The sequence below is a fragment of the Mycolicibacterium wolinskyi genome (assembly GCF_002101965.1).
GTDB classification, from domain to species: Bacteria; Actinomycetota; Actinomycetes; order Mycobacteriales; family Mycobacteriaceae; genus Mycobacterium; species Mycobacterium wolinskyi.
This window is the reverse complement of record NZ_LQQA01000013.1, coordinates 356,421-381,708: the sequence shown is the minus strand read 5'-3', so window position 1 is coordinate 381,708 and position 25,288 is coordinate 356,421. Positions and strand designations below refer to the sequence as shown.

The window sequence follows — 25,288 nt, the reverse complement described above, 5'->3', positions numbered from 1 at the left end:
GGGCTCAGCGGTGCCGGCCGCCGGTCGCCGCGACGGCGCGCGCTTCGGCGTCGGTGTCGTCGGTGTTGCGATCAGAGGCCAGCATGATCGCGGTGATCGGGATGACGAGTGCGAGCAGGCCGATCACGAAGACCGGGAACAGGAACGAGAACGCCTCGGGCCCACCGGGAACCGGCACGGTGCGGTCGACGGTGACCCGGACCGCGGCCATCCCCGTGTAGTGCATGCCAACGACGGCGACACCCATCACGAGACCGGCGGCGAACCGCAGCACCGGCGACTTGAGGACGAGGGTGAACCACAGCGCCGCCGTCGCGGCCACCACGGCGATCAGAAATGACAGGGCGACAAGGAATTTGTCGTAGGCGATCGTGCCCTGGATCTGCATCGCCCACATGCCGGTGTAGTGCATGAGGGCGACGGCCAGGCCGGTGATCACGCCACCGGCGATGAGACGGCGCAGATCGAAGGTGCGGCCGATCGTGACCAACCCCGCGAACACGGCCGCGATCGCCAGCACCGCGGATGCCACAGTCCAGCCGAGGTGGTAGCGCACCACGCTGTTGGGAATCGCGAAGCCCAGCATGGCGATGAAGTGCATGAGCCAGATTCCGACGCCGCCGATCGCGATGGCCGCCATCAACAGCCACCGCAACCGGTCGCGTTCGGTGGCGGCGCGGGCACCGCAGCGGGTGCATGCCAGGCCGACGACCGAGCCGGTCACGGAGACGATGTACGCCAGGAACAACAGCCAGAGGCCCATGTCGAAGTGGTGCACGTGATGGTGGTTCATGAGGGTTCCTCAAGACTGTGGGGCTGGTGGATCAGGGGATCAGGGCACGGTCGTCGGCAGACGGTCCAGTGCGTAGGAGGTGATGGCGATCAACGCGTTCTTCGCCGAATCGCGTTGCCGCGCGTCGACACTGATGATCGGCACGTTGGGAGACACGGAGAGCGCCTCGCGGAGATCTTCGACGGTGTGCTTCGGCGCGTCGTCGAACTCGTTGACGGCGATCAGGAATGGCAGGCTTCGTGCCTCGAAGAAGTCGACGGCCGCGAAGCTGTCGTCGAGCCTGCGGGTGTCGACCAGCACGATGGCGCCGATCGCGCCATGGACCAGGTCGTCCCACATGAACCAGAACCGGCGTTGCCCGGGTGTGCCGAACAGGTAGAGCACGAGATCGCTCGCGATGGTGATCCGGCCGAAGTCCATTGCGACCGTGGTGGTCTCTTTGCCCGGCGTCGCGTCGATGTCGTCGTGGCCGTGGGACACGTTCGTGACGAGGGCCTCGGTGCGCAGCGGCACGATCTCCGACACCGCGCCGACGAACGTGGTCTTGCCGACACCGAAGCCGCCGGCGATCACGATCTTCGTCGACGACACGGTGGCACCGGCGTCAGAGTGCGCGTAGTCCACTGAGGGTCCTTTCGATCAGTCGGCGCCGCTCCGTTGCGGTCGTGTGGTCGGTCAGCGTGGCGTGCACCCGCAGGTGGCCGCTCTCCACCAGATCACCGACCAGTACGCGCGTCACCCCGATGGGCAGACCGGCGTAGGCCGAGATCTCGGCGATCGACGGTCGGCTGGCGCAGAGCTGCACGATGACCGAGTGGACGTCGCCCGGCGCCCAGTCGAGCTCGCTGCTCGACACCAGCGCCTCCACCGAGGCCTCGATCGGTATCTCGATCCGCGCGCGGGTCCGCCCACCTGTCAGCGTGTAGGGCCGGGCACGACTGGCTGATTGTTTCTGCTCAGGCCTGTCCATGCTGAGCGTCATCGAACTCCTTGCGTGGCACGTGGAGTCGCCTGCACGGTCTTGCCGACGCGGTCGACGAGCAACGCCATCTCGTAGCCGACCTGCCCGATGTCGCAGGAGACCGACGCGAGCGTCGCGAGATAGGAACCGTTTCCGACCCCCATCAACAGCAGGAAACCGTCATCCATCTCGACGATGGACTGGCGGACGTTGCCGGCCTCGAACAGCCGGGCGGCGCCGGTCGACAGGCTCGCCAAACCCGATGTCACGGCGGCCAACTGCTCTGCGCGGTCAGCGGGAAGGTGTGAGTTCGAGGCCATCAGCAGACCGTCGGCCGACACGAGGATCGCATGTGACACGCCAGGCACATCGCGGACGAAGCTGGACACGAGCCAGTCGAGGGTGCGTCTGGTCGCAGGAGCAGAGCCAGCCGACCCAGCGTGTGGTTGCGTGCCGGTGTTCATCGGTCTCCTTCGATTCGGCGGTGTGCTGCATCGGTTTCGGCTCGGCCTCTGCGAACGCCTGCCAGTTGTCGGCTCAGCACGTCGCGGATCGCCGCGGGGTCCTTCCCCACGTCGGATCTGGCGTGAGCTTCCGGCCTGGTGTCGTCCGGAACGAGGCGGGCACCGCGTTCGCGGATCGGCAGTCCGGATTCAGTATGCCGTTTGGGTTCCTGATCGACGGCCTTGGCGGCAGCGGCCCAGAGGGCATCCGCCGAACTCGTCCAGGCCCGGCTGCGCGATTCCTGCGCCACCGGATCCATCAGCCATTCGGACGTCATCCGCTCGAAGATCGGCGCGCTCTCGGACTCGATGTCAAGCCATGGGCGTTCGGGCGCGGGCGGTGCCGGCTCAGGCGGCTCCGGCCGGACGGGCGCGGGTGGCGTCGGGGCAGAAGTGGAGGTAGGGGAAGAAGTAAAGAAGGACAGCGCGTTCGGTCGCGACTGGTGTTCGGCGCCGTCGTCGTCGGCCGGTTGCGGCACCGGCGGCGCCGACAGCCCGTTCGTGGGAGCGGGGACACCGTTGACACCGCTCGCGCCGGGCGACCGCTTCGGGAGCGTACTGCCGTTGTTGGTGGTGTGAACCGCGGCGGGGGGTGCGCTTGCCGTCGCCGTCTGCACACCAGCGGTGTCGTCGGCGAGTGCCCGCCCAGCGCCGCGCTCGTGCGAAGGCGCCTGCATCTGTTCGCGGGAGTGACGCGGGGTGTCGGCGAATGCGGGCGAGTCGCCGAGTGCGTCGCCCATTGCGGCGGGCGGGGCGATCAGCGCGCCGGGCAGATGCACGCTCACCGTCACACCGGGCCGGTCGGTCAGGTGGCTGGTGGTGCGCAGCCGCACCGTCGCGTCATGACGTCGCGCGAGCCGGCCGACCACGAAAAGGCCCATGCGTTTCGCCGTCTCGGATGTCACCTCACCGCCGAGTGCGAGCCGGTCGTTCGCCGCGCTCATGTCCTCCTTGGACATGCCGAGCCCGCGGTCGGCCACCTCGACCAGGACGCCGGCGTCGACCGCGCGCCCGACCGTGACCAGAACCGGCGATTCGGGTGGTGAGTACCGAAGTGCGTTGTCGAGGAGTTCTGCGATCAGGTGGCCGATGTCGCCTGCCGCCGCGCCGACGATCGAGACGTCGACGATGGGGCCGACCTGGACCCGGCGGTACTCCTCGACCTCGGACATCGCGGCGCGCAGCACGTCCGGCAGTGGAACGGGTGCCGACATGCGGTGGCGTTCCACCGTGTCGGCGAGCACGAGCAGGTTGTCGCCGTTGCGGCGCATGCGCGTGGCGAGGTGATCGAGCCGGAACAGATGCTCGAGCCGCACCGGGTCGTCCTCGTCGACCTCGAGCGTCTCGATCAGCGCGAGCTGCTCCTCCACGAGGGACCGGCTCCGTCGCGAGAGGGTCTCGAACATGTCGCCGATCTGCAGGCGAACCCCGTGCTCGCTCGCGAGGCGGACGGCCTGGTGGTGGATGTCGTCGATCGCGCGCGCGAGCTGCCCTACTTCTTCTTTGGTGCGGACCGGCAGCGCGGTGATCTCCGGCAGGCCGCCACCCTTGCTGAGACGCTCGATCTCCTCGGGCAGCTCGACCTGCGCGACGTGCAGTGCGCCGCGGCGCAGCCGGTTGATCGAGCGGATGAGCGAGCGCCCGACCGCGAGGGCGAAGACGAGTGCGGTCAGCACCGCGCCGAGGATGATCGCGGTGTCACGCAGGGCGTCGGACCGCAGTGCGTTGGCTCGGTCGTGCAGCGTGCGGTCGAGGTCGGACGACAGCTGCTGTGTCAGTCCGCGGTACTTGTCGACGCTCGCCTGCATGGCGTTGGTGAAGCCGGCCGCCGGTATGGACTCGTTCAGGGGCCGCGTGTAGGCCGTGCGGCGAACGTCGGATGCGTCACGCAACGCCGCGGCGTCATCCGTGAGCGTCAACTGGGCGAGCCGGTCGATCGCCGCCGCCTCGGCGCCTGCCGCGTCGGCCGCCTCGGTCCGCAGCTCGGCCGAATCGACGAACCCCGGCGTGGCGACCAGCACCCGCTGCGTGGTGAGCGCCCGTTGTGCCGCGAGAACCGTGACCAGCTGGTCCGCGAGCGGGCGGACGGTCGTGTCGTCGACGGTCGCCGTCGTCGTCGCGATCGCCGCGATGACCTCAGATGCCACGCTCCGTGCTCGTTCGGCGATCTCCGGCTGCGGGACCGGGCGGGACGTGATCTCGTCGCGCAGGGTTTTGGCGGTCGAAGATGCCGTCGCGAGTTCGGCGGCTACCGCAGGGTCGAACTCCGCGGACGTGGTCACCGACGCCAGGGTCTCGGCGCTCGCGTCGAACTGCTCGAGCGGCTCCTCGATCGGCGCACCCGAGGCGGCGGCGTAGGCGAGAGCGTCGAGCCGGTCGACCAGCTCGACCGCGGGCACGACGATCACGGCGTTGTCGGATGCGACGCTCAACTCGGACGCCGCAGTGAGTTCGTTCGAGATCCGGACTGCGCCGAACGTCGCAGCGAGCAGGATCGGGAGCACCAGGGTCGCCGCGACCTTCCAGCGCAACGGCCAGCCGTCGAACGACAGCCGCGCCGTCGCCGGACGCGGATGTTCACCGATATTCGGATCTTTTTCATCCACGGCCGTACCACCCTCCGCCGAGCTAATTAACGTTCAGGTAGGACTCGGCTCCGGGAGATGGTAAACGACTGATAACGATTCTGCATCGACGGGGGCAACCAGAGCGCGTTCGCTGGCGCTCGAACTGATTAGCGAATCCGCTGTCGCGCGAGTGTGCGCCCTACGCACAGTTTCCACCCCGTTTGCGCGCACAGCCCCCACGCTCGGCGGCTATGGTCGTGGACTGCGGCCGCCGCTGTAGCCGTTCCGTGACAAACACTTGACCGAATTGTCAACGCACCAGCGGACATTCGGTGGCCCACGGGCACGTACCATGACATCGTTCAAGACCGGGCGGTCGTAATAGAGGGATCGGACTGATGCGGGCGATCATTCAGGGTGTACTCGCGTTGGTCGTGGTCACCATGGCCGTTTCGGCTGGTACGACGAGTGTCGACCCCGCGGCGGCCAGCCAGCCGCTGAACTCTTCCATCGAATCGATCGCACCGAAGCAAGGTGATGTCGTGGGTGTCGGGCATCCGGTCGTGGTGACGTTCAGCAAGCCGATCGCCAACCGGTCGGCGGTCGAGCGTGCCATCGCGGTGAAGTCGACACCGGCCCGCACCGGCAAGTTCGAATGGCTCGAAAGCAATGTGGTGCAATGGGTTCCGGACAAGTTCTGGCCCGCGCACAGCACGGTGAGCCTCTCGGTGAGCGGTAAGCTGGCGCAGTTCCAGACCGGCGCCGCCGTTGTCGGCGTCGCCGATATCTCCGATCACACCTTCACCGTGACCATCGACGGGATCGGCGCAGGATCCCCGATCCCACTGCCGGCCCCGCACCACCTTCCGCGCCGAGGCGAGGAGGGCGTGCTCCTGGCTTCCATGGGGCGCCCCGAGTATCCGACGCCTGTCGGCACCTACACCGTGCTGGAGAAAGAGCGCTCGGTGACGATGGACTCGAGCAGTGTCGGTATACCCGTGGACGCCGCTGACGGTTACCTACTCGAGGTGGATTACGCGGTCCGGATCACGCGGCGCGGTATCTTCGTGCACTCCGCTCCGTGGGCTGTCGCATCGATGGGGTTGGAGAATGTCAGCCATGGCTGCATCAGCCTGATCCCGGCCGCCGCGGAGTGGTACTTCAACACGGTCAACGTCGGCGATCCGGTGATCGTGCAGGAATAGCATTCTGCGAGTACCTGATTCGGATAACTGTCACAATTCTCCCAATAGAGAAATGGCGCTTCGAACCGGGATCCGGCTCGAAGCGCCATCGGTGAGGCGGGGCGGGTGACCGCAGGCTCAGCTCTCGGGCCCGGGTTCGATCGGCACGCCCGGTGTGGGTCCGCCTGCGCCAGCCGGTCGGCCGGTCGGCACGCCCTTTCCGGTTGCCACACCGCCCATTTCGGCTACCGGAGCGGCGATGGGCGCTGCCGCGACCGGGCCGGCGACGGGCACAGGCGGTGCGACGGGGACGGGCGGAACGACGGGGACGGGCGGTGGCGCGAGGGGCACCGGCGGGACCACGGGCACCGGCGGCACACCCGCGGGCGGGACGACGGGCACCGGCGGTGCCAACGGAGCCGCGACCCCCGATGCCTCGACAGCTGCAGCGCTGCATGGTGCCGCGGGAGCTGCGCCCGCGGCGCCGGCGGCCATGTCGACGCACTTGTATCCACCCGTCTTCAGCGGGGTGGCCGCCGCGTGCGGGCTCAACACCGCTGCGGCTGCGCACAATCCAGCGCCGGCAACCACTTTCACGGCGATTTGAGCAAAGTTGATCGTCACCGGCGACTCCCTTGATGATGCCTCGAAATGACTGTCACGAAAATTAGCGCAGCTGAACGGTAAGCCAACCAGGGAAAGCCGTCTACACGGTTCCGAACCGACTCCCGAGTTGGCATCGGAACGAGCCGGATCCGTGACTGGACCGTTCCCGATCCGAAATGTTCGGTGGCGGCGCGACATCCAGCTGCACTACGCCGGCATGCGAATCCGGCAAAAGTCGCCGAACCCAGCGAAGGACGGGCTAGGTGCCCTTGCTGTTGACGGCGAACACCTCGTCTGACATGCCGTGCAACCCGATGTCAGTCCCTGTCATTCCCGCTGCGCGTCGATTTCCGATTGAGGTAGTTCACTACTCACGACTCGTCATGGCCGCAGCAGTTTGACTTGCCCTCACGTACATGAACACGTGAAGGGGGCGTCATGATGCGACATGGCCGAGACAGATTTTTCGTGGTCGGGGAGGGCGTACTCACCGAAGACGCCGCCGTCGACCCGAGGGCACGCGGCGCGGCGGTGAGTCCGGCGCCGCACCTGTCGGAAGTGGACGAGCTGCGCCAGTTCCGGTTCTCCCGGATCGGTCCGCAGGGCGACCCGGCATCCACGGGTCTCGTGTCGGCGATGGCGGAAACGATCACGGAGACGACGCCGGACCGCGACGGGGATATCCCGGCCGGTTTCACCTACCTAGGGCAGTTCGTCGACCACGACCTGACGATGGACAAGACCGTTGGCGAGCTCGGCTCCGATGTGACCGTCGACGAACTCATCCAAGGACGTTCGCCCGCACTCGATCTCGATTCGCTCTACGGTCGCGGCCCAACCGGCGATCCGCAGTTCTACACCGACGGACTGCATCTGAAGATGGGTCGCACGGAGGCGCTGGATGACTTTCTGCCCGCTTTCGACGGTCACGATCTGCCTCGTGAGCCGCAGCAGCGGCTTGCGCTGATTCCGGACCACCGCAACGACGAGAACCTCGCGGTGGCCCAGACCCACCTTGCTTTCATCCGATTCCACAACCGGGTGGTCGGCACGGTCGCCCCGGGACCGGCGGCGACGATGTTCGAGGCGGCGCGCGAGAGCGTCGTCAAGCACTACCAGTGGATGCTCAAAACGGACTACCTCCCGCGGATCGTCGACCCGGGAATCGTGCAAGACGTGTTCACCAATGGCCGCACTCTCTTCGAGACGTCGCCGGCGGCGGGCGACGCGCCCACCATGCCGATCGAGTTCTCCGTCGCGGCATTCCGGCTTGGGCACAGCATGATTCGCGACACCTACAACTGGAACCGGTTCTTCGACAACGGCGGCGGGGCCCTGTTCTTCCTGTTCGGATTCTCCGCGACCAGCGGTGGCCTGGCCGGTGACCGGCCGTTGCCGTCGAACTGGATCGCCGACTTCCGCAGGCTGTACAACTTCGCCGAGGCGGGGCGTCCCGATCTGGCGGTACCGGACGCGAAGTTCAACAACGCACGCAACATCGACACGCAGCTCACCGACCCGCTGGCCGACCTTCCGCCCGGCTCCTTCGGCGAGTCAGCGCCGCCGGCCGATCCGTTGCACGCCAATCTCGCGTTCCGCAACCTCGTCCGCGGCAGCATGGTCAAGTTGGCCAGCGGTCAGCAGATGGCGGCCCTCGCCGGAGTGACACCCTTGACCGCCGACGAGATTCTCAAGGGCGACGGCAGCGGTGTCGACTTCACCGGTCTGGCCCAGCAGCTGCGCGACGAGCTCACCAGCAGCACGCCACTGTGGATCTACATCTTGCGGGAAGCCGAGCTCAACGGCGGTCGGCTCACCGGGGTGGGCGGCCGCATCGTGGCCGAGGTGTTCCACCGGGCCATCGAAGGAAGCACGTATTCCATTGTGCGCGAGCCCCACTGGCGGCCCACACTAGGGCCCGACGCACTCACTTTCCGGATGGTGGACCTCCTGCTGTTCGCGTTCGAGGGCCGCGCCGACCTACTCAACCCGCTCGGCGACGAGCCGGCACAGGAGTTCGAGATCATCGAACTGCGCCGCGGCGCCGACGGGCCGCACGTGAAGATCCTGCAGCACCTGTTGCGCGCGCGGCGGTTCGACCTCGTGGCCGACGGCATCTTCGGTCCGGTCACCGAGCAGGCCGTGCGCCGGTTCCAGGGGAACCAGGGCATCACCGTCGACGGAATCGTGGGTCCGGTCACGTGGTCTCGGCTCTTCATCCTCGTCCGGCGCGGCAGCATCGGTGAGGCCGTCAGGGGAGTGCAGGTCCGGATGAACCTGCGCCAGGCCGACCCCATCGCCGTCGACGGCGACTTCGGCCCGCTCACCGAGCAGGCGGTGCGGGACTTCCAGACCAGTGAAGGCATCGAGAGCGACGGCATCGTCGGCCCGATCACGTGGCGCAGGTGTGTGTCCCAACCCGTCGTGCCGGGGTAGGCGAGACGGTCAGCGGCTCGCCCGCGACCTCTCGGTCAATGCGGCCAGGTTCTCGACCGACTTGCGAATGTCTGAGATCAGTACCTTGGCGACGAGCCGCCCGACGGGACCGCCGAGAACACCGCCGCCGAGGTCGGCGTGCACATGAAACAGCGAGCCGGGGTGGTTGTCCTCGACCGTGAGATCCAGCTGGATTTTCACGCCACCTCGGCCGCTGCCGTGCAACTGGATCCGGCGCGGCTCGTCGTAATCGGTGACCTCCCAGTGGATGATGTTGCGAAATCCCTTGACCTTGATGCACGAGGAGACTTTCGTCCCTTTTTGGATCCGCTCGGGAATCTCGCTGCGCCATCCGCCGAAGATGGTCAGCCATTCGTCGAAACGCCAGAGGTCGGAGGCGATTCTCCAGGCCTGCTCAGGTGTCGCTGACGAGGTTTGTGTGACGTCGACATCTGCCATGGGCGAGGGGGTACCCAATCGCCGCGCCGCAGACACCCCTGGTCCGGTACCTCAGTCGGTAGACCTGATGGGGACCCGGCGTTGCCGGTCCGACACCGGCCACACGTACGGCAGGTCGTCGGGGACGTCGGGAAAGTGCGGCCGGTAGAACTCGGGGTCCTTACGCAGCAGGGACGACTTGTGGCTGCGGTGAAATGCCGGGTCGCCGATCCATGGCGGCAACTCGTCCGCGCGCGCCAGCGCACGCTGTTGACGGACGCGCGCAATTCCGGTTCCCGCTTTCAGATCGGCCAGCAGGGTGGCGGCCGTCGTGTCCTTGTGCCCGTGGGCCAGCCACTCCTCGCACACCGCCAAGCCGTACCGGACCAGCGCCTCCTCGTACCCCGCCCACATCGCCGCGGCGGGGTGATGGCGCCAACCGTAACCCGGCACGGTGAGCGCCCTCAGCACCTGAATGGTCTCTGCGCGTTGCTTGCCCAGCCGACGCGGGTCGAGCAGTTTCGCCGAGTCTGCGAAGTCGGGGCAGGGAAGGAACGTCTGCACGCCTACGTTCCGGCCTGGCGCGGCGTCGCCACACGCGCCACGAAGTACAGCACCGCGCCGACGGCCACCAGGATGGCTGCGAACAGCCACACTTTGGCCGTCTGCTGGCTCAGCAGCAGAAGGCACGAGGCCACCCCGAGCACCGGTACAGCCGTCCAGACCCGAAAGTGGTTGTGGTCGACCGTGTCTCGGCGCAACACCAGCACGGCGACGTTGGTCGAGATGAACACGATCAAGAGCAGGAGCACCACGGTCTCGGCGAGCGTCGAGAGGTCACCGATCAAGGTGAGGACCATCGCCACGGCCGTCGTGGCCACGATCGCGACCCATGGTGTACGGCGTCGCGGCAGTACGGCGGACAGAGGCTTCGGCAGCAGACCATGTTCGGCCATACCGTAGGCGAGGCGGCTGGCCATGATCATCGTCAGCAGGGCGCCGTTGGCGACCGCGATCAACGCGATCGCGCTGAACACCCAGTCGGGCACCCCCAGCCCTGACTCGGACACGACGTCGAGCAGTGGACCCGACGATTGCGAAAGCTGGCTCGGTGACAGCACGGCGGCGCTGGCCAGCCCGACCAGGACGTAGACGACCCCGGCCGCGGTGAGCGCGCCGAAGAGGGCCATGGGATACACCTTGCTCGGGTCGCGGATCTCCTCGGCGACGTTCGCCGAGGTTTCGAATCCGACAAACGAGTAGTAGGCGATGATGGCTCCGGCCAGAATCGCGAGCGCCGGTACCGAATCGGCGGGGAACTCGACGATCCGGCTGACGTCGCCGTGACCACGGCCCACCGCGACCGCACCGGCGACGATGACGATCAGCAGGCCCGTCAGCTCGATGACCGTCATCACGACGTTGCTCTTCACCGACTCGCTGATACCGCGGGCATTGAGGGCCGCGACCAGCGCGAGGAAGACGATGGCCGCGGGAATCGCCGGGACGTCGATGAACGTCGCGAGGTAATCACCGGCGAACGCCAGCGCGAGGCCGGCCGCGCTGGTCACCCCGGCGGCCAGCATGCAGAAGCCGATGATGAAAGACACGAGCGGCTGCCGAAAGGCTCGTTCGGCGAATACCGCGGCGCCGCCCGCCTTCGGATACTTCGTGACGAGCTCGGCGTACGAGCCTGCCGTGAGCAGGGCCAGCAGCAGGGCGACCAGCAGCGGTGCCCACAGTGCGCCGCCGACCTTGCCTGCCAGCACGCCCATCAACGCGTAGATGCCCGCGCCCAGCACATCGCCGAGAATGAACAGGAACAGCAGCGGACCGGTGATCTTGCGTTTGAGCTTGGTGCCGGTCAGTTCGCCCTGCTGGGCGGGCGTGGTCGTCATGATGGGTTCAGTACTTCCGGTCACCCTCACTGCTGTCGAAGAATGCCCAATCGCCGTCTGCGGACAAGACTTCCATCCGCCAGCCCAGCTCGGGCTTCGCCTTCTGGTCGACGAACCAAGCGTGCGCGTCGCCGGCGCTCTCGATGTCCTTTGTGTCGACGACTTCACCTTGTGGATTGAGAACTCGATACTTCGCCATGCCGGGAGTGTTCCCCCGCCGCCACGTGGGTAATCAGAAGCCATGTCCCACACCAAGGGGTCCGACCGTGAACACACCGGTGAACCCGATGACGAACCTCCAGGTCCGGCCGACCACGGCCGCGAAGGCGGTATGGCGACCCGCGAGATCGCGCCTGAATTGACGACGCCCGAACACCAGCAGGAACAGCGCGATTGAGCGTGCATCAGCGGACATCGGCCGATGTGAGCAATTCGTATAGCGGTTTGAACAGCGGTGATACCGGGAATTAACCACCGCAGTGCTGACCCCTTGACCTTCGAGAGGCCGATGTGACAACCGCATACACCCAGGACCGTGAACCCGCCGACACCATGATCGTGGTGGACGGCGTCTACGCCCCGCAGGAGGATTCGCAACTGCTGGTCGATGTCATGGAGAAGACCGGCCTTGCGGTCGCACGCAGTGTGGCCGATCTCTGCACGGGCAGCGGAGTGGTCGCGGTCAACGCAGCCAAGCAGGGTGCCTCGAGCGTCATGGCGTTCGACATCTGCCCGCGGGCTGTACGGTGCGCACGGGCCAATGCGGCCGCCAGCAGCGCCGCCGTGGAGGTTCACCGGGGATCGTGGGCCCGCGCCGCGGAGTTCGGCCCGTTCGACCTCGTGGTGTGCAATCCGCCGTACGTGCCGCACGATCCCGACAGCGAAGCGCTGCCCGCAGCGATCGGTCCGGCGCGGGCGTGGGATGCGGGTTACGACGGCCGGATGGTCCTCGACCCGCTGTGTGAGGCCGTGCCCGACCTCCTCGCCGACGGCGGCAGCCTGCTGCTGGTGCAGTCGGAGTTCGCCGACCCCCGTAAGACGCTGGCGATGTTGTCTGCTGCCGGTCTCGACGCGGATGTCGTTGCGTGGCAGTGGATTCCGTTCGGACCGGTGTTGTCGGCCCGGGCCGAGTGGCTCGAAGAGACCGGGCGGCTGGAGCCGGGCCGGCGCGAAGAGGAACTGCTGGTGATCCGGGCGGACAAGCCGTGAGCGACACCGAACCCCGCGTTGTGCGGGTGGTGCAGGGGGGCCCGGTGATGGTGCAGGGCCCCGTCCGCATCGAACTGCCCGACGGCAGCGTCGTGGATTCCGACCGCTTCATGGTCGCGATCTGCGCCTGCCGACGCAGCAAGAACTACCCCTTGTGCGATACGAGCCATCGGCGCCGGTGCCGCGTGAACGACACCGGCCCGACAGGGTCAGCTCAGCGGTCGGCGTAGCGACGACCGGCCGTCGGCCCAGCACTCCAGCATGTGATCGGCCAGCCGGTCCTCGACGAGGGCGTGCGCCCGGATTCCGAACACCACATCCTGATCGAGGTGCGGTTCGCGCGCCACCAGATCGCCCACGACGTCGGTGCGCACCACCTGCTCGTGCACTGCATCCGCCTCGACATGCTCGGCGTAGAACCCGACGCACGGCTGCGGCGCGCCGAGGCGCTCGAGCGCATCGACGAGCCGCCGGGAGCCCGGCGACGACGTGATCTCGGTCGACGCGAAATGGCCGATCGCCGCGCCGCGCAACCTGCGGTGCAGGCCGAACAGCGACATCAGGTTCACCACGGCCAGCGTCTCGGCCGGCACATTGTCGAGGTAGCCGAGGTACGTCGAATCCAGGCCGGCGGCGTCCATGAGATCCGCGAACAACTGCTGGTGCAGACGCGGCCCGCGGCCGCCACCGAACTCGTCGAACTCCACCGCGACGAACGACGCCTTGGCCTGGCCCATCAGCCGCGGGATCGCCCAGGCATGCGGGTCGCCCTCTTTGAGGTGGTACAGCGAGCGGTGCACGAAGTACTCACGCATCTGCTCCCACGTGCCCTTGTCCCGCAGGTAATAGGACAGTCCGTCACCGTCGACGGGCTCGATCGACAGCTGCTCCATCTCGGCCATCGCGGTCTCGCCGGGTTGGATCTCGCCGACACCGCGGCGCACCTCGGACAGGAACGCATGCTCCAGCTTTCCCCGCAGATGCAGCAGGCACGGGTTCCATTCCCAGCCCGGGTCCACCCCGGCGAAGCCGCGATAGTGCAGCTCGTAGCAGACGTAGAGCGCCAGTTGCAGGTCGATGCCGTACGGATCGGAGTCCCCGAGCGACGCCTCGACGCGCGAGAGGTGATTGCTGGGAGCCCGCTCGGCCAGCAGGCTGACGACAGCCATCGACAACGGGCCACGAGGGTCGGGCAACTTGGGTTCGATGAGAATGGGGGCGGCAGTCACGCGTGTGCCTATACCCAGTTCAACAGCCGTTCAATCACATTCGACGCGCACGTCAGGCGGTCAAGACACTGCCGACTTTGTGAGCTGCGATGACCTTTGTGACGAATGTGGCCATCAGCCGGACTCTGGCCAGTCTCGCGAGATCTCGCGGTACCGACATCCAATAACTCCGTCGGACTCTTGCGTCGATCTGATGGAGACGGCGCACTTGTGGGCTGTTGTCGCCGATGAAAGTCGGGAGGAACGCGACACCGAGTCCGGCGGCGGCGGCTTCGATATGCCCTGCGATGTAGTTGGTTTGAATCTGGGCCTGGGCTCGGGGAAGCAGCTCGTACAGCAGATTGAATGTGCTGTGTTCGAGCGCATCGTCGACGTACCAGATGAGCGAATGGTCGTAGAGATCGTCGACGGTGGTGATCGGGCTGTGTGCCGCCAGGTATTCGGGGGATGCGTAGAAGGCGAGCGTGAAATCGGTGAGTTTGTGGACGTCCACGGCACGGGCCTGGGGGCGTTCGATGGTCACCGCGAGATCGAATTCGCGTGGCGTAAGCGATTCGTGGCGGTTCGCGGTGACGATCTCGACCACCAACGCGGGATGCTGGCGCCGGAGTTCGCCCAGCCCCGGCAGCAGCATGTAGGTGCCGAACCCGTCCGGAGCGATGACGCGCACCCTTCCGCTGATCGACGGTCCGGCGGTGAGGCATTCCTCCTGTGCGGCAAGCAATGCCGCGTCGATTGCCTCGGCGTGCTCGATGAGATGTGTGCCTGCTTCCGTCAGCGACCAGCCGTCGACGTGGCGGTCGAACAAGCGATGCCCCGCCGCCTGCTCCAGTCTGGTGATGTGCCGGCTGACCGTCGTGTGGTTGATCTGCAGGTGTTTGGCGGCCTCGGTCAGTCGCCGCCGGCGCGCGACTTCGAGGAACACCCTCAAGTCGTCTGCCGAGATCATCGCGCCGTCATCGGCCGAGTCCCAGCAGTGCTTCGGCGAGCTTCGCCGCGGTTTCCCGGCGATAGGTATAGAAGAAGTTGCGTCCCTCTTTGCGTACGTCGATGAGGCCGGCCGTACGCAGCAACTTCACGTGGTAGGACACGGTCGACGCGGAGACGTTGAGTTCGTCGACCAGGTCCGTACATGCCATCTGCTCCACCGCGGCGATGCGTTCGAGCATGTCCACTCGTACGGGATCGCCGAGCGCCTTGACGACATCGATGAGGTCGTCGAGCGCGGGCCGGGATGTCAGCGAGCCTGTCACGGGAATCCTTCGATAGTTCTACGACTACAGGATCATCGAACTATAGGCCGCTGAGTGGGCTTCCGCGCTCATTTGGGCTGTGTCCAGCACGTGTGCAGATCTGCAGAGCCCTCCGCCGTATTGGTCATTGCTCACAGTCGAGCGGTAAATGAGACTCGGAACACACACAGGAAGTGCGCATGGGTTCGGGGGGGCTCATCGACCAAATAGTTCGATAGATCTACAACTATAGAAATAGGAGTGTCAGTGACCGACCTGATCGACCGAGCGCCGGTGTCCGATTCCTCGATCGACGTCGTCGACATCGGAGAGTTGCCGCCGCTGGGTGTGGTGCCGAAAAAGATGCATGCGGAGGTCGTTCGGCCGGACCGTTACGGCGACCCCGCGACAGCCTTCGCACACGAGGTGGTCGACACCCCGACTCTCGGCGCAGGCGAAGTGCTGATCGCGGTCATGGCCGCGGGGGTGAACTACAACAATGTCTGGGCGGCGCGAGGCTATCCCGTGGATCAAGTCGCGACTCGGCAACGACGCGGCGAGACCGAGGACTTCCACATCGGCGGATCAGACGCGTCGGGCATCGTCTACGCGGTCGGCCCGGGAGTCGATTCCGTGGACATCGGTGACGAAGTGGTCGTGCATCCAGGTGTTTGGGACGCCGATGACCGTTGGATCGCCGCCGGTCGTGATCCGATGATCGCGCCGAGCGCGAAGATCTGGGGATACGACACGAACTACGGTTCGTTCGGCCAGTTCGCGCGTGCACAGGCACACCAGATCTTGCCGAAAGCGCCGCATCTCAGTTGGGCGGAGGCCGCGGCACCGACATTGGTCGGCACGACTGCCTACCGCATGCTCCACGGCTGGGCCGGCAACACGATCGCCCCGGACGACCTGGTACTGGTCTGGGGCGGCTCCGGCGGCCTTGGCACACAGGCTAGTCAGCTCGTGCGCGCGGCAGGCGGGCGTGCCATCGCGGTTGTCTCCGACGACGATCGCGGCGCGTTCGCCATGAAGTACGGCGCGATCGGCTACATCAACCGCCGCGAGTTCGACCATTGGGGTATTCCGCCCTTGGTCGACGATGCGGCCGGTCAGAAGGCGTGGACGGCGAGCGCCCGGGCGTTCGGCAAGCGGATCTGGGAGATCGCCGGCAGCCGGCAAGATCCGGCGATCGTGTTCGAACACCCAGGCGGCGCAACCATTCCGACGAGCGTGTTCGTCTGCCAGCCCGGCGGCATGGTCGTGGTGTGCGCCGGCACCACCGGTTTCGACGCGATGGTCGACCTGCGCTACCACTGGACCCGTCAGAAGCGCCTGCAGGGTTCGCACGGCACGAATGATGAACAAGCGATCGCCTACAACCAGATGGTTGTCGACGGCGTGATCGATCCTTGTGTCGGCCGGGTCCTGCCGATGGCAGACATCGCCCGGTCGCACGCCCAGATGGGCAGGGGCGAAGAGGTTTTCGGCAACACCGTGCACCTCGTCGGCGCGTCCACGCCGGACGACGGTCGCCGTAGCTGAGTCTGAGCCCGAATCGAGCCCGAGAGGTGATAGCAGATGGCAGGCGCCTGGACGGTGCGTGAACACGGTGAACCCGGCGCGGTTCTGCGGTGGGAGACGATGCCCGATCCGCAACCGGGCACCGGCCAGGTTCGCGTGCGGGTGGCGGCCACATCGTGCAACTTCGCCGACGTGCTGCTCTGCCGCGGCGAATATCAGCAGAAGCCGGCCATGCCGTTCACCCCCGGACTCGAGCTGTGCGGCATTGTCGACCAGGTGGGTGCCGGCGTCGCTGAGGATCTCCTCGGGTGCCGCGTGGTGGGACAGCCGGTTCTGCCGCACGGCGGCTACGCCGAGCTGGCGATCCTGGATGCCCCTGCCGCGGTGGCCGTGCCGGAACAGCTCGGTGATGCCGAGGCTGCGACCATGCACCTGACCTACCTCACGGCTTGGCTCGGGCTGCATCGACGGGCGGCGGTGCGCACCGGTGACGTCGTCGTGGTCACCGCCGCGGCGGGCGGTGTGGGGTCCGCAGCTGTCCAACTCGCTCGTGCGGCAGGTGCGACGGTTATCGGAATCGCCTCTGGGCCGGAGAAATTGGCAACCGTGGCAGAAACCGGCGCGGACGTAGCCATCGACGGGGCCCAGGAGGATGTGGTCGCGCGGGTGCGAGAGGTCGCACCCGGCGGCGCCGACATCGTCTTCGACCCGGTCGGCGGGAACGCGTATGAATCGGCCACCAAGTACATCGCGTTCGAGGGCACGATCGTCGTGGTGGGCTTCGCGAGCGGGACGATTCCGCAACCAAGGCTCAATCACGCGTTCGTGAAGAACTACACGATCGCGGGTCTGCACTGGACGCTGTACCGGCGACACAATCCGGCGCTCATCCAGCGGGCGCAAACGGAGCTTTTCGAGCTCGCGGCCGCAGGCCGGATCACGCCGCTGATCACCCAGCGGCTGGAAATGGCGGACGTGCCCGCCGCTCTCGACGCACTTGCCGTCGGAAAAACTCGGGGCAAGACCGTGATTCGACGCTGACGGCACACGAGTGTCGCCATCCGCAAGAGCATTGTCAGTCAACCGCAAAGTTCATTGGTCCTCACATTGGAGTGTCGACATGACCAGTACCCGGTCGGTGGAGAATCCGCCGGACGATTCACCAGCTCGCCAGCCGTTGTCCTGGCCGAAGCGGCTCGTGTGTGCCTTACTCATCGGGGTGCCGGTGGTATTGGCGTTGGCAGTGCCGTTTTACCAGCGCACCGAGCCGACTCTCGGTGGCATTCCGTTCTTCTACTGGTTCCAGATGGCAATGGCGGTCGCCGCCGCCTGCGGATGCGGGGCCAGTTACTTCATCGCGTTCCGGCACGAACCCGAAGGTGGGCATGAGCAATGAGTTTCAACGGCGTCACCTTCACGGTGTTCCTCATCCTCATCATGCTTGTCACCGGCATGGGTTTCATCGCGAGCAGATGGCGCCGCGCCAACAATCTGAACCACCTCGATGAGTGGGCACTGGGCGGGCGCGGCTTCGGTGGCTTCGTCACCTGGTTCTTGCTCGGCGGCGACCTCTACTCGGCGTACACGCTGATCGCCGTGCCCGCGGCGATCTACAGCATCGGCGCATTCGGCTTCTATGCGGTACCCAACGCCGTCGTGCTGTACTCCCTCGGCTTCCTGTTTCTGCCGAAACTTGTTCGCCTCGCCCACGAAAAGGGTTACGTCACCCTTACGGACTTCGTCAACGACCGATTCAAGTCGCCGACTCTCGGGCTGGCCATCACTGTGACGGGCCTGCTGGCCACCCTGCCCTACCTGGCGCTCCAATTGATCGGTCTGGAGGTGATCTTTGCTTCCATGGGACTCAATTTCGGCCCTCAGGCGAGCTGGTTCCTCAACCACCTTCCGCTGTTCGTCGCGTTCGGTGTGCTTGCGGCCTACACATACTCGTCAGGTATCCGGGCGCCGGCATTGATCGCGTTTCTCAAGGACGGCCTCACCTACGTCGTCGTCATCGTGGCGATCATCGTGATACCGATCAAGCTCGGTGGCTTCGACAACATCTTCGCGGATGCGGGCCAAGCGATCGCGGCCCGCAACAACTCGACCGACCCGCAGGCCGCCGCGATCAGCGTCAACGCGAGTGTCTACATGACGCTCGCGCTCGGCTCCGGTATGGCGTTCTTCCTGTATCCGCACGCGATCACCGGCGTGTTCGCCGCCCGCGGCGCACGGACCGTGCGACGAAATATGTCGGTGTTACCGATGTACACCGTCTTGCTCGGCCTCGTGGCACTGCTGGGCATGATGGCACTGGCGGCCGGCATCACGCCGCTGAACGGCAATCCGCAGTTCGCCGTGCCGCAGTTGCTGATTGCGATGTTCCCGTCCTGGTTCGTCGGCGTCGCCTTTGCCGCGATCGCGATGAGTGCGCTGGTGCCCGCCGCCATCATGGCCATCGGCGCAGGAAACCTGGTGAGCCGAAACATCATTCGTCAGTATTCGCGGAGCGCGGTGTCGACCTACCGTGAGACCCAGATTTCGAAGATCGTGTCGGTGCTGATCAAGGTGGGCGCACTCGTGTTCGTCCTGACCCTCGACAGTCAGTTCGCGTTGAATTTCCAGCTGCTGGGCGGTATCTGGATCCTGCAAACCATTCCGACGGTCCTGCTCGGCCTTTTCACGGTGCGCTTCGCAGACAAGCGCGCGCTGCTCGCCGGATGGGCCGTCGGCATCGCGTACGGAACCATTGCCGCCTACAACGTGTCATCGCCCACCGCCGACCACTTCGGCGGGTCGACTGCCGTGCCGTTCTTCCTGTCTTCGCCGATGTACATCGCGATCTCCGCGCTGATCCTCAACCTCGTCGTGACGATCGTGTGGAGCATGAGCGCGACAGTCCTGAAACGCGATCAGCGGCAGTCAGGCACCACCACATCCCCGCCCAGTACCGAATGCAGCGACGAGGACGCCACTTTGACCGCGCCTGCCTGACAACTGCCGAAGGAGACCTCATGACCGCCACCATCGAACGGGCCGATCACCGCCGGGTACGGATACTCACAATCAGTAATCCGGCCAAACGCAACGCCTTCAGCGGGGATATGGCACCGCGCCTGCGGGCATTGCTACTCGAAGCCGACCAAGACCCTGCCGTGCGTTGCATCATCGTCACCGGGGACCGCGACGTGTTCTCCTCGGGGCACGATCTGCGAGAAGTACTCGAAAGCCCGGAGACGGCAGGTGATCCGGAGGCCAATGCGGCATTCACCCTGCCCGCCGAGCTGGGCACTCCGGTCATCGGCGCGGTGAACGGAGCCGCGTACGCGGCAGGCTTCATCCTGGCACTCAACTGCGACATCAGAATCGCCGGCGACAACGCCCGGTTCTGCGCGGTCGGCGCACGAATCGGCTTGGTACCAGTGGGCGGTCAACTCAGCCGCCTGCTCGACGTGGTGGCTTATCCGGAGGCGATGAGGATGCTCGCCACCGCAGCCCCGGTCGACGCCGAGGCCGCGCTGCGGTCCGGCTTCGTCAGCGAGATATGCGGGCCGGCGCAGACTCTGGAGCGCGCATTGGCGCTCGGACAACAGATTTCCGAGGTGTCGCCTGCAGTGGTACGAGCGATCAAGACCGGTTTACGGGTCACGCGGTGCGAAGGGCTGCGGGCAGGCGCAGCGCTCGAGCCGCACCTGGCGGCCGTCGTCCGAGAGTTGCCCGACGGTGACGAAGGTGTGCGGTCGTTCCTGGAGAAGCGACCGCCGGCCTATCCGGATGCACCGGGCGATCTGCAGGACAAGCTCGATAAGGCGGGGGCGCATCGATGAGCACGCGACTTCGCGAGGACACCGTCCGTGACCTTGCGATCCGCTACGGGGTCGCGGCCAACGCCGTCGCGTTCGCGCCGACTGCCGAAGAAGCCGATCGAGTTGCCCGCGCGATCGGGCGCCCGGTGGCCATCAAGCTCGTCGCCGATGACGTCGTGCACAAGAGCAAGGCAGGCGGTGTCCTTCTCGCGGTCGAGCCCCACGAGGTCTACGCCCGCACGCACAAGCTGTTGTCGCAGCAACGCGCCAACGGCGCGATCGTGCGGGGCGTCACGGTGGAAGCGATGGTCGACAGCGGCATCGAAGCGGTCGTCGGTGGTCTGCGTGCCCCCGGCTTCGGGCCGGTGGTGATGTTCGGGCACGGCGGTGTCGACATCGAGACGCTTGACGATGTCACGTTCGCACTCGCGCCGATCGATCCGACGCAGGCCCGGCGAATGATCTCGGATACGCGCCTGGGCCGAATCATCGAGAAGCGGTTTCCGGAGCGGGTCGACGATGTCGTGGCCATGCTCATGGCCGTCGGTGGCCCGGGCGGAATGCTGCTCGGTGAAGTCATCACCGAGATCGACTTCAATCCGGTTGTCGTCACGGCCGAGCGCATCGTCGCCGTGGACGCGCGCGCGTCCGCAGTCGATACCACCGATGAACGCGCCGGTGACGTCCCTGATCCGGCAGCCGCGTACGAGGCGTTGCGTCCGGCGATCTATCCCCGGTCGATCGCCGTCGTCGGCGCCTCGGCAGACGAACGCAAGATGGGGTACCGCGCGGTCCGCGGGCTGGTCGACTTCGGATATCCGGGACGTCTCCTGCCGGTGAGCGCCAAGAACGACAGCGTGTGTGGTGTGCCCACCGTGGCCAGTGTCGCCGAACTCCCTCGCGGCGTGGACCGAGCCGTTGTCGCCGTCCCCGCCTCCGCGGTTCCGGCAACCCTGCGGGCGCTGGCCGACCAGGGCACGCGCAGCGCCCACGTGTACACCGCGGACACCGACCCGCTCGATGGGCTGGTCGCCGGAACGGGACTACGGGTGCTCGGCCCGAACTGCATCGGCCATTACACCGCCCATGAACGCATCACCATGATCGGAACGGCGGCATCCAACAGCACGCCAGGTCATCTGGCGGTGGTGTCGCAGTCGGGTACCTACGCCGGCGATGTCGTGCGTCGCGGCACCGAGTTGGGCGTGCGGTTCAGCTTCGTCAGCTCCGTCGGCAACTGCGATGACGTCAGTCCTGCCGAACTGCTGGCGTTCTGCGAGGCAGATCCACGCACGCACGCTGTCGCGTTCTACCTTGAGGACGATCGCTGGGCCGGGCAGTTCTTCCGGCTCGCTCGGACCATGACCAAGCCTGTAGTGCTGTTCAAGGGTGGACGTACTGCCGCGGGCGGCGCGGCTGCCGCATCTCATACGGGGGCGCTGGCGAGCGATCCGCAGCTGCTCGAGGATGCCGCGCGCCAGGCCGGTGTCCTGCTCGTCGACGACCTCGACGAGTTGATGGACATCCTCACCCTCTTGCAGTTCGTGCCGAGCCTCGACGGGGACAACCTGGCGCTCGTCGGCAGCGGTGGCGGTGTCGCGGTGGTGGGCTCCGACCGGGCGGATCGATGGGGTATGCGCATGGCGCCGTTCTCCGAGACGACTCGTGGCAGGCTGCGGGTTTTCGAGGCGCCCGGCACCAGCCTGTCGAATCCTGTCGATATCCCGGTGTGGTCGATGTTCGACGAGACCGGCAGTTTCACCGGGGCCATGATCTCGGCCATCGCCGAAGATGAGTCGATCGACGCGATCTGCGCGTTCCTCGATTTGGGAACGGTCTTCGACATCAAGGCCGCCGAACCCGGCCGAAAGTTGGTGTGGGCGTTGGCCGAGGGGTTCGTCAACGCCGAACGCGGGCAGACCCCGCTCGTGCTGGTTCTTCGCAGCGGTTTCGACAGCAACCAGGATGACTTGGTTCGTCAGCTCCGGCCGGTCGCCGCGGCAGCCGGTGTGGCGATGTTCGACTCGGCGGACAGGGCGATCGATGCGTTGGGCGGTCTGCGATGGCTGACGCGACGGGGGAAAAGGGCCCAAGGCAGCCGGTCGTGAACCGGCACCCCGTCTCGCCGCCCGCGGCGGCCCGGACACTCGAAGTTTCAGGCCAGCGTCCCTCGGTAGCTCTGCTGTTGATCGCCGTGAGCACGTTTTTGGCGATGAGCGTGTGGTTTTCGGCGTCGTTCGTCGCGCCCCAGCTTGTCGAGTCGTGGCAGTTGTCGACGGCAGGCTCGTCGTTGTTGACCATCGCCGTACAGCTGGGGTTCGTTGTCGGAGCCGTGGCGTCGGCGGCGACCGGCCTGGCCGACGCGGTGGCGCCGCGGCAGTTGATCTGTGTGGGCGCCGTCGGCGCGGCGGCCGCCAACCTGGCGCTGTTGTGGGCCAACGGATTGGTGACCGCGCTTCCGTTGCGATTGCTCACCGGAATTGGCCTGGCCATGATCTATCCGCCTGCGCTCAAGGAGGTTTCGAGCTGGTTTCGCGTCGGGCGCGGCACGGCGCTCGGCGTGATGATCGGCGCGCTCACGCTCGGTTCGGCGCTGCCGCACCTGGTCAGCTCGTTCGGTGACGTGCCCTGGCAGCAGGTGATCGTCGCAACCACGGTGATGACCATGGCCGGCGGGCTGCTCATTCTGCTGCTGCGCGGGCCGGGGCCATACCCATTCCCCAACCGCCCCTTCAGCTTTGCCGCAGCATTCGCCAGTCTGCGCAACAAGGATGTGGCGTTGGCGAACGTCGGCTACATCGGTCACATGTGGGAGCTGTACGCGATGTGGGCATGGGTGGGGGCCTATCTGGCTGCACTCCCCGCGATCGCCGGACGGCAGAACTCACAAGCCACCGCGGCGGCGCTGGCCTTCGTCTGCATCGGCGCCGGTGCTATCGGGTGCCTCGTCGGAGGCCGGCTTTCCGATCGGTTCGGAAGAGCGCAATCTGCGCTCTTATCGCTGGTGTGCTCGGGTTTGGCGGCGCTGGTACTCAGCCTGCTGGGCACCGGACCGTTGTGGATTGTTGTGCCCTTGTGCGTTTTTTGGGGGTTCTGGGTGATCGCTGATTCCGCTCAGTTCTCCGCGCTCGTCACCGAACATGCCGATCCCGTCTACGTCGGTGGCGCGGTGTCGATCCAGCTGGCACTCGGCTACCTCACCACGACCATGAGCGTGTGGCTGGTTCCCGTTCTCGTGCAACGCTGGTCGTGGTCGGCAGCACTTGCTGTACTGGCCGTCGGTCCCGCGGTTGGCGCTACTGCCATGCTGATCCTCAGCCGGTCCCAGAAGTCATCTTCGACCACGATCTGAAAGGCACTGTCATGCAAGAGTCTTCGACGCGTCGCGTTCCAGCGGTGGGGGAGACCGCGGAGATGTCGCGCACCATCGGTGCGGATGACATCGCCAAGTTCACCGAACTCAGCGGAGACCGCAACCCGATCCACTACGACGAGGCGGCCGCCAAGGCGTCCCGCTTCGGCGAGATCGTCGTCCAGGGTGGGGTCACCAGCGCGATACTGAATGCCGTTGTCGCGGAGAAGCTTCCAGGACCGGGAACGGTCTTCTTGAACGTCAACTGGAACTTCAGGGCGCCCGTCCGGCCGGGCGACACCATCACCGGCCGGGTGGAGGTTACGGCCGTGCGCGCTGACAAACCGATAACAGAACTCGTCACGACGGTGACACGCGACGACGGAACACTCGTGCTCGACGGGACCGCAGTCTGCTACACGATGGATCTGGGTGGCTGACTCGTCGCAGCTTGCCTGCCGAAGTCAGCTGATGGAGGCCCGTAGCGCATCGGCGACATAGCGGGCGGCGGGCGACCGGGAGCGCCCCGGCACATAGGCGAGCCCGAGATCGCGGTCGACTGTCGGTTCGATCAGTTCGGCTGTCCCGAGGCCGGCAAAAGACATCAGTGGCAACACCATTGCGGGTGCCGCGGAGACACCGAGACCGGCGGCGACGAGACCGGCGATCACCGCGATGTTCTGGGCCTCAAAAGTCTGCTTGGGGCGGATGTGCAGACGCTCGAAGGTAGCGTCGGTCAGCGCCCGCAGGCTGCTGGCTTCACCGAAGGTCACGAACGGCTCGTCGGCGAGCTCCCGCCAAGCGACCTGCCTGCGACCGTGGAAGGCATGGTCGGCGCGGAACACCACGTGGAACCGATCCTTGGCCAGCGGAGAGAATGCGACATCGGCGGGCAATCCGTCATCGACGGTGATGGCGAAATCGACCCGTCCGGCGAGCAGCTGTTCGGTGGCGACATGCGCGAGCGTGTCGACGATGTCTATCACGATGCCCGGGGACTCGACTTTGAGGTCGGCGACGAGCGACGGCAACATCGTCGCGGCGATCGACGGCAGCGCCGCCACGCGCACGACACCGCCGAGGCCGTCGCGGAACAACGTGAACTCGCGCAGGCCGCGTTGATAGTCGGACACCATCGAGGTGCCGATGCGGATCAATTCAGCACCGACCGCGGTCGGCTCCACCGATCGGGTGGTCCGCTCGAACAGGCGCGCACCGAGTCGGCGTTCCGCGTCGTTGACGGCGCGGCTCAACGCGCTCTGCGACATGTGCACGGCTTGTGCGGCATCGGTGAACGAGCGCCGTTCGGCGACCTCGAGGATGAGCCGCAGATCGCGCAGGCTGAGGTCGATATCGGAGTCCAAGACCGGCAATTCATGTGTCACGCGCAAGAGAGTATGCAAATTAAAGCGTGCGGGCGCATTAATTCGGCTCGTATCGTGACCGGGACCACGCAATGGGTGTGTTGGCGGTCACGCCGCGCGAGCCAGAGGAGACAGCCAGAAGTATGTGCATGACGCGACACAGTTCCCGCAGCCTTGCCGAAG

General features: G+C 66.3%; 27 protein-coding genes. 13 read left to right on the top strand and 14 right to left on the bottom strand.

Annotated elements, in window-relative coordinates:
- Positions 1–4: 4 nt before the first annotated feature.
- From AWC31_RS13965 to AWC31_RS13945, 5 genes are read right to left on the bottom strand one after another with little or no spacing between them, the layout of a single operon-like run.
- Positions 5–793 carry an MHYT domain-containing protein gene (locus tag AWC31_RS13965; RefSeq protein ID WP_067853503.1) on the bottom strand — a complete coding sequence of 263 codons (789 nt, stop codon included), beginning with the start codon at positions 791–793 and terminating at the stop codon, positions 5–7.
- A gap of 39 nt (positions 794–832) precedes the next feature.
- On the bottom strand, positions 833–1,417 hold the full coding sequence (locus AWC31_RS13960; protein WP_067853506.1) for a GTP-binding protein: 585 nt from the start codon (positions 1,415–1,417) through the stop codon (positions 833–835).
- Complete coding sequence (locus AWC31_RS13955; RefSeq protein ID WP_110775063.1) at positions 1,398–1,775, bottom strand: DUF742 domain-containing protein; 378 nt, start codon at positions 1,773–1,775, stop codon at positions 1,398–1,400. Before AWC31_RS13955 ends, AWC31_RS13960 begins: the two co-directional genes overlap by 20 nt.
- A complete protein-coding gene (locus AWC31_RS13950; protein ID WP_067853512.1) occupies positions 1,772–2,218 on the bottom strand; it encodes a roadblock/LC7 domain-containing protein in 447 nt (148 codons plus the stop codon). The genes AWC31_RS13955 and AWC31_RS13950 overlap by 4 nt, the downstream gene beginning before the upstream one ends.
- Positions 2,215–4,863, bottom strand: coding sequence for a sensor histidine kinase (locus AWC31_RS13945; RefSeq protein WP_085144761.1), 2,649 nt, complete (start codon positions 4,861–4,863; stop codon positions 2,215–2,217). The genes AWC31_RS13950 and AWC31_RS13945 overlap by 4 nt, the downstream gene beginning before the upstream one ends.
- Before the next feature lie 359 nt (positions 4,864–5,222).
- Here AWC31_RS13945 and AWC31_RS13940 point away from each other — a divergent pair, with 359 nt between their 5' ends.
- Positions 5,223–6,029, top strand: a complete 807-nt coding sequence (locus tag AWC31_RS13940) for a L,D-transpeptidase (RefSeq protein ID WP_067853515.1) — start codon at positions 5,223–5,225, stop codon at positions 6,027–6,029.
- 117 nt (positions 6,030–6,146) lie between these two features.
- Here the strand turns inward: AWC31_RS13940 and AWC31_RS13935 are convergent, their stop codons facing one another.
- Entirely contained in the window at positions 6,147–6,632 is a 486-nt protein-coding gene (locus tag AWC31_RS13935) for a hypothetical protein (RefSeq protein WP_085144760.1), read from the bottom strand.
- Between the two features lie 420 nt (positions 6,633–7,052).
- Here AWC31_RS13935 and AWC31_RS13930 point away from each other — a divergent pair, with 420 nt between their 5' ends.
- On the top strand, positions 7,053–9,050 hold the full coding sequence (locus tag AWC31_RS13930; protein ID WP_085144759.1) for a peptidoglycan-binding protein: 1,998 nt from the start codon (positions 7,053–7,055) through the stop codon (positions 9,048–9,050).
- 9 nt (positions 9,051–9,059) lie between these two features.
- Here AWC31_RS13930 and AWC31_RS13925 read toward each other — a convergent pair whose 3' ends face one another.
- From AWC31_RS13925 to AWC31_RS13910, 4 genes are read right to left on the bottom strand one after another with little or no spacing between them, the layout of a single operon-like run.
- The gene (locus AWC31_RS13925; protein ID WP_067853524.1) at positions 9,060–9,509 is read right to left on the bottom strand and encodes a type II toxin-antitoxin system Rv0910 family toxin; all 450 of its coding nucleotides are present in this window, start codon (positions 9,507–9,509) and stop codon (positions 9,060–9,062) included.
- Between the two features lie 51 nt (positions 9,510–9,560).
- On the bottom strand, positions 9,561–10,052 hold the full coding sequence (locus AWC31_RS13920; protein WP_067853527.1) for an MSMEG_6728 family protein: 492 nt from the start codon (positions 10,050–10,052) through the stop codon (positions 9,561–9,563).
- A gap of 2 nt (positions 10,053–10,054) precedes the next feature.
- Positions 10,055–11,386 (bottom strand): APC family permease, encoded by a 1,332-nt coding sequence (locus tag AWC31_RS13915; protein WP_085144758.1) that lies wholly within the window; start codon positions 11,384–11,386, stop codon positions 10,055–10,057.
- A 7-nt stretch (positions 11,387–11,393) separates the two neighbouring features.
- The gene (locus tag AWC31_RS13910) at positions 11,394–11,585 is read right to left on the bottom strand and encodes a hypothetical protein (RefSeq protein ID WP_067853535.1); all 192 of its coding nucleotides are present in this window, start codon (positions 11,583–11,585) and stop codon (positions 11,394–11,396) included.
- Between the two features lie 42 nt (positions 11,586–11,627).
- Here AWC31_RS13910 and AWC31_RS37400 point away from each other — a divergent pair, with 42 nt between their 5' ends.
- From AWC31_RS37400 to AWC31_RS13900, 3 genes are all read left to right on the top strand, one after another.
- The gene (locus AWC31_RS37400) at positions 11,628–11,783 is read left to right on the top strand and encodes a hypothetical protein (protein ID WP_165765961.1); all 156 of its coding nucleotides are present in this window, start codon (positions 11,628–11,630) and stop codon (positions 11,781–11,783) included.
- Between the two features lie 113 nt (positions 11,784–11,896).
- Positions 11,897–12,595, top strand: coding sequence for a HemK2/MTQ2 family protein methyltransferase (locus AWC31_RS13905; protein ID WP_085144757.1), 699 nt, complete (start codon positions 11,897–11,899; stop codon positions 12,593–12,595).
- Complete coding sequence (locus AWC31_RS13900) at positions 12,592–12,825, top strand: CDGSH iron-sulfur domain-containing protein (protein WP_198538951.1); 234 nt, start codon at positions 12,592–12,594, stop codon at positions 12,823–12,825. The genes AWC31_RS13905 and AWC31_RS13900 overlap by 4 nt, the downstream gene beginning before the upstream one ends.
- Here the strand turns inward: AWC31_RS13900 and AWC31_RS13895 are convergent.
- Genes AWC31_RS13895 through AWC31_RS13885 form a run of 3 tightly spaced genes read right to left on the bottom strand, consistent with a single transcriptional unit; the run spans position 12,805 to position 15,077 of the window.
- Positions 12,805–13,824, bottom strand: a complete 1,020-nt coding sequence (locus tag AWC31_RS13895; protein ID WP_085144756.1) for an iron-containing redox enzyme family protein — start codon at positions 13,822–13,824, stop codon at positions 12,805–12,807. The two genes, AWC31_RS13900 and AWC31_RS13895, sit on opposite strands and share 21 nt — an antisense overlap.
- A 52-nt stretch (positions 13,825–13,876) precedes the next feature.
- The gene (locus tag AWC31_RS13890; RefSeq protein ID WP_067853548.1) at positions 13,877–14,773 is read right to left on the bottom strand and encodes a LysR family transcriptional regulator; all 897 of its coding nucleotides are present in this window, start codon (positions 14,771–14,773) and stop codon (positions 13,877–13,879) included.
- Between the two features lie 7 nt (positions 14,774–14,780).
- Positions 14,781–15,077 carry an ArsR/SmtB family transcription factor gene (locus AWC31_RS13885; RefSeq protein ID WP_234816847.1) on the bottom strand — a complete coding sequence of 99 codons (297 nt, stop codon included), beginning with the start codon at positions 15,075–15,077 and terminating at the stop codon, positions 14,781–14,783.
- Positions 15,078–15,323: 246 nt separating this feature from the next.
- On the opposite strand from AWC31_RS13885, the gene ccrA reads away from it, so the two are divergent.
- The 8 genes from ccrA (at position 15,324) to AWC31_RS13845 (ending at position 24,181) form a co-directional block, all read left to right on the top strand.
- Positions 15,324–16,604 (top strand): crotonyl-CoA carboxylase/reductase, encoded by a 1,281-nt coding sequence (ccrA, locus tag AWC31_RS13880; RefSeq protein WP_110775062.1) that lies wholly within the window; start codon positions 15,324–15,326, stop codon positions 16,602–16,604.
- A 36-nt stretch (positions 16,605–16,640) separates the two neighbouring features.
- On the top strand, positions 16,641–17,624 hold the full coding sequence (locus tag AWC31_RS13875; protein WP_085144754.1) for an NADPH:quinone oxidoreductase family protein: 984 nt from the start codon (positions 16,641–16,643) through the stop codon (positions 17,622–17,624).
- 79 nt (positions 17,625–17,703) lie between these two features.
- Positions 17,704–17,979 (top strand): DUF3311 domain-containing protein, encoded by a 276-nt coding sequence (locus AWC31_RS13870; protein ID WP_085144753.1) that lies wholly within the window; start codon positions 17,704–17,706, stop codon positions 17,977–17,979.
- Complete coding sequence (mctP, locus tag AWC31_RS13865; protein WP_085144752.1) at positions 17,976–19,577, top strand: monocarboxylate uptake permease MctP; 1,602 nt, start codon at positions 17,976–17,978, stop codon at positions 19,575–19,577. Before AWC31_RS13870 ends, mctP begins: the two co-directional genes overlap by 4 nt.
- A gap of 20 nt (positions 19,578–19,597) precedes the next feature.
- Positions 19,598–20,410: an enoyl-CoA hydratase/isomerase family protein gene (locus tag AWC31_RS13860; RefSeq protein WP_085144751.1), complete on the top strand. Its 813-nt coding sequence runs from the start codon at positions 19,598–19,600 to the stop codon at positions 20,408–20,410.
- Positions 20,407–22,497, top strand: a complete 2,091-nt coding sequence (locus AWC31_RS13855) for an acetate--CoA ligase family protein (RefSeq protein ID WP_085144750.1) — start codon at positions 20,407–20,409, stop codon at positions 22,495–22,497. The genes AWC31_RS13860 and AWC31_RS13855 overlap by 4 nt, the downstream gene beginning before the upstream one ends.
- A gap of 86 nt (positions 22,498–22,583) precedes the next feature.
- Positions 22,584–23,741: an MFS transporter gene (locus AWC31_RS13850; protein WP_234816846.1), complete on the top strand. Its 1,158-nt coding sequence runs from the start codon at positions 22,584–22,586 to the stop codon at positions 23,739–23,741.
- An 11-nt stretch (positions 23,742–23,752) separates the two neighbouring features.
- Positions 23,753–24,181 (top strand): MaoC family dehydratase, encoded by a 429-nt coding sequence (locus tag AWC31_RS13845; protein ID WP_085144748.1) that lies wholly within the window; start codon positions 23,753–23,755, stop codon positions 24,179–24,181.
- A gap of 24 nt (positions 24,182–24,205) precedes the next feature.
- Here AWC31_RS13845 and AWC31_RS13840 read toward each other — a convergent pair whose 3' ends face one another.
- Positions 24,206–25,126: a LysR family transcriptional regulator gene (locus AWC31_RS13840; RefSeq protein ID WP_165765960.1), complete on the bottom strand. Its 921-nt coding sequence runs from the start codon at positions 25,124–25,126 to the stop codon at positions 24,206–24,208.
- Between the last annotated feature and the right edge of the window lie 162 nt (positions 25,127–25,288).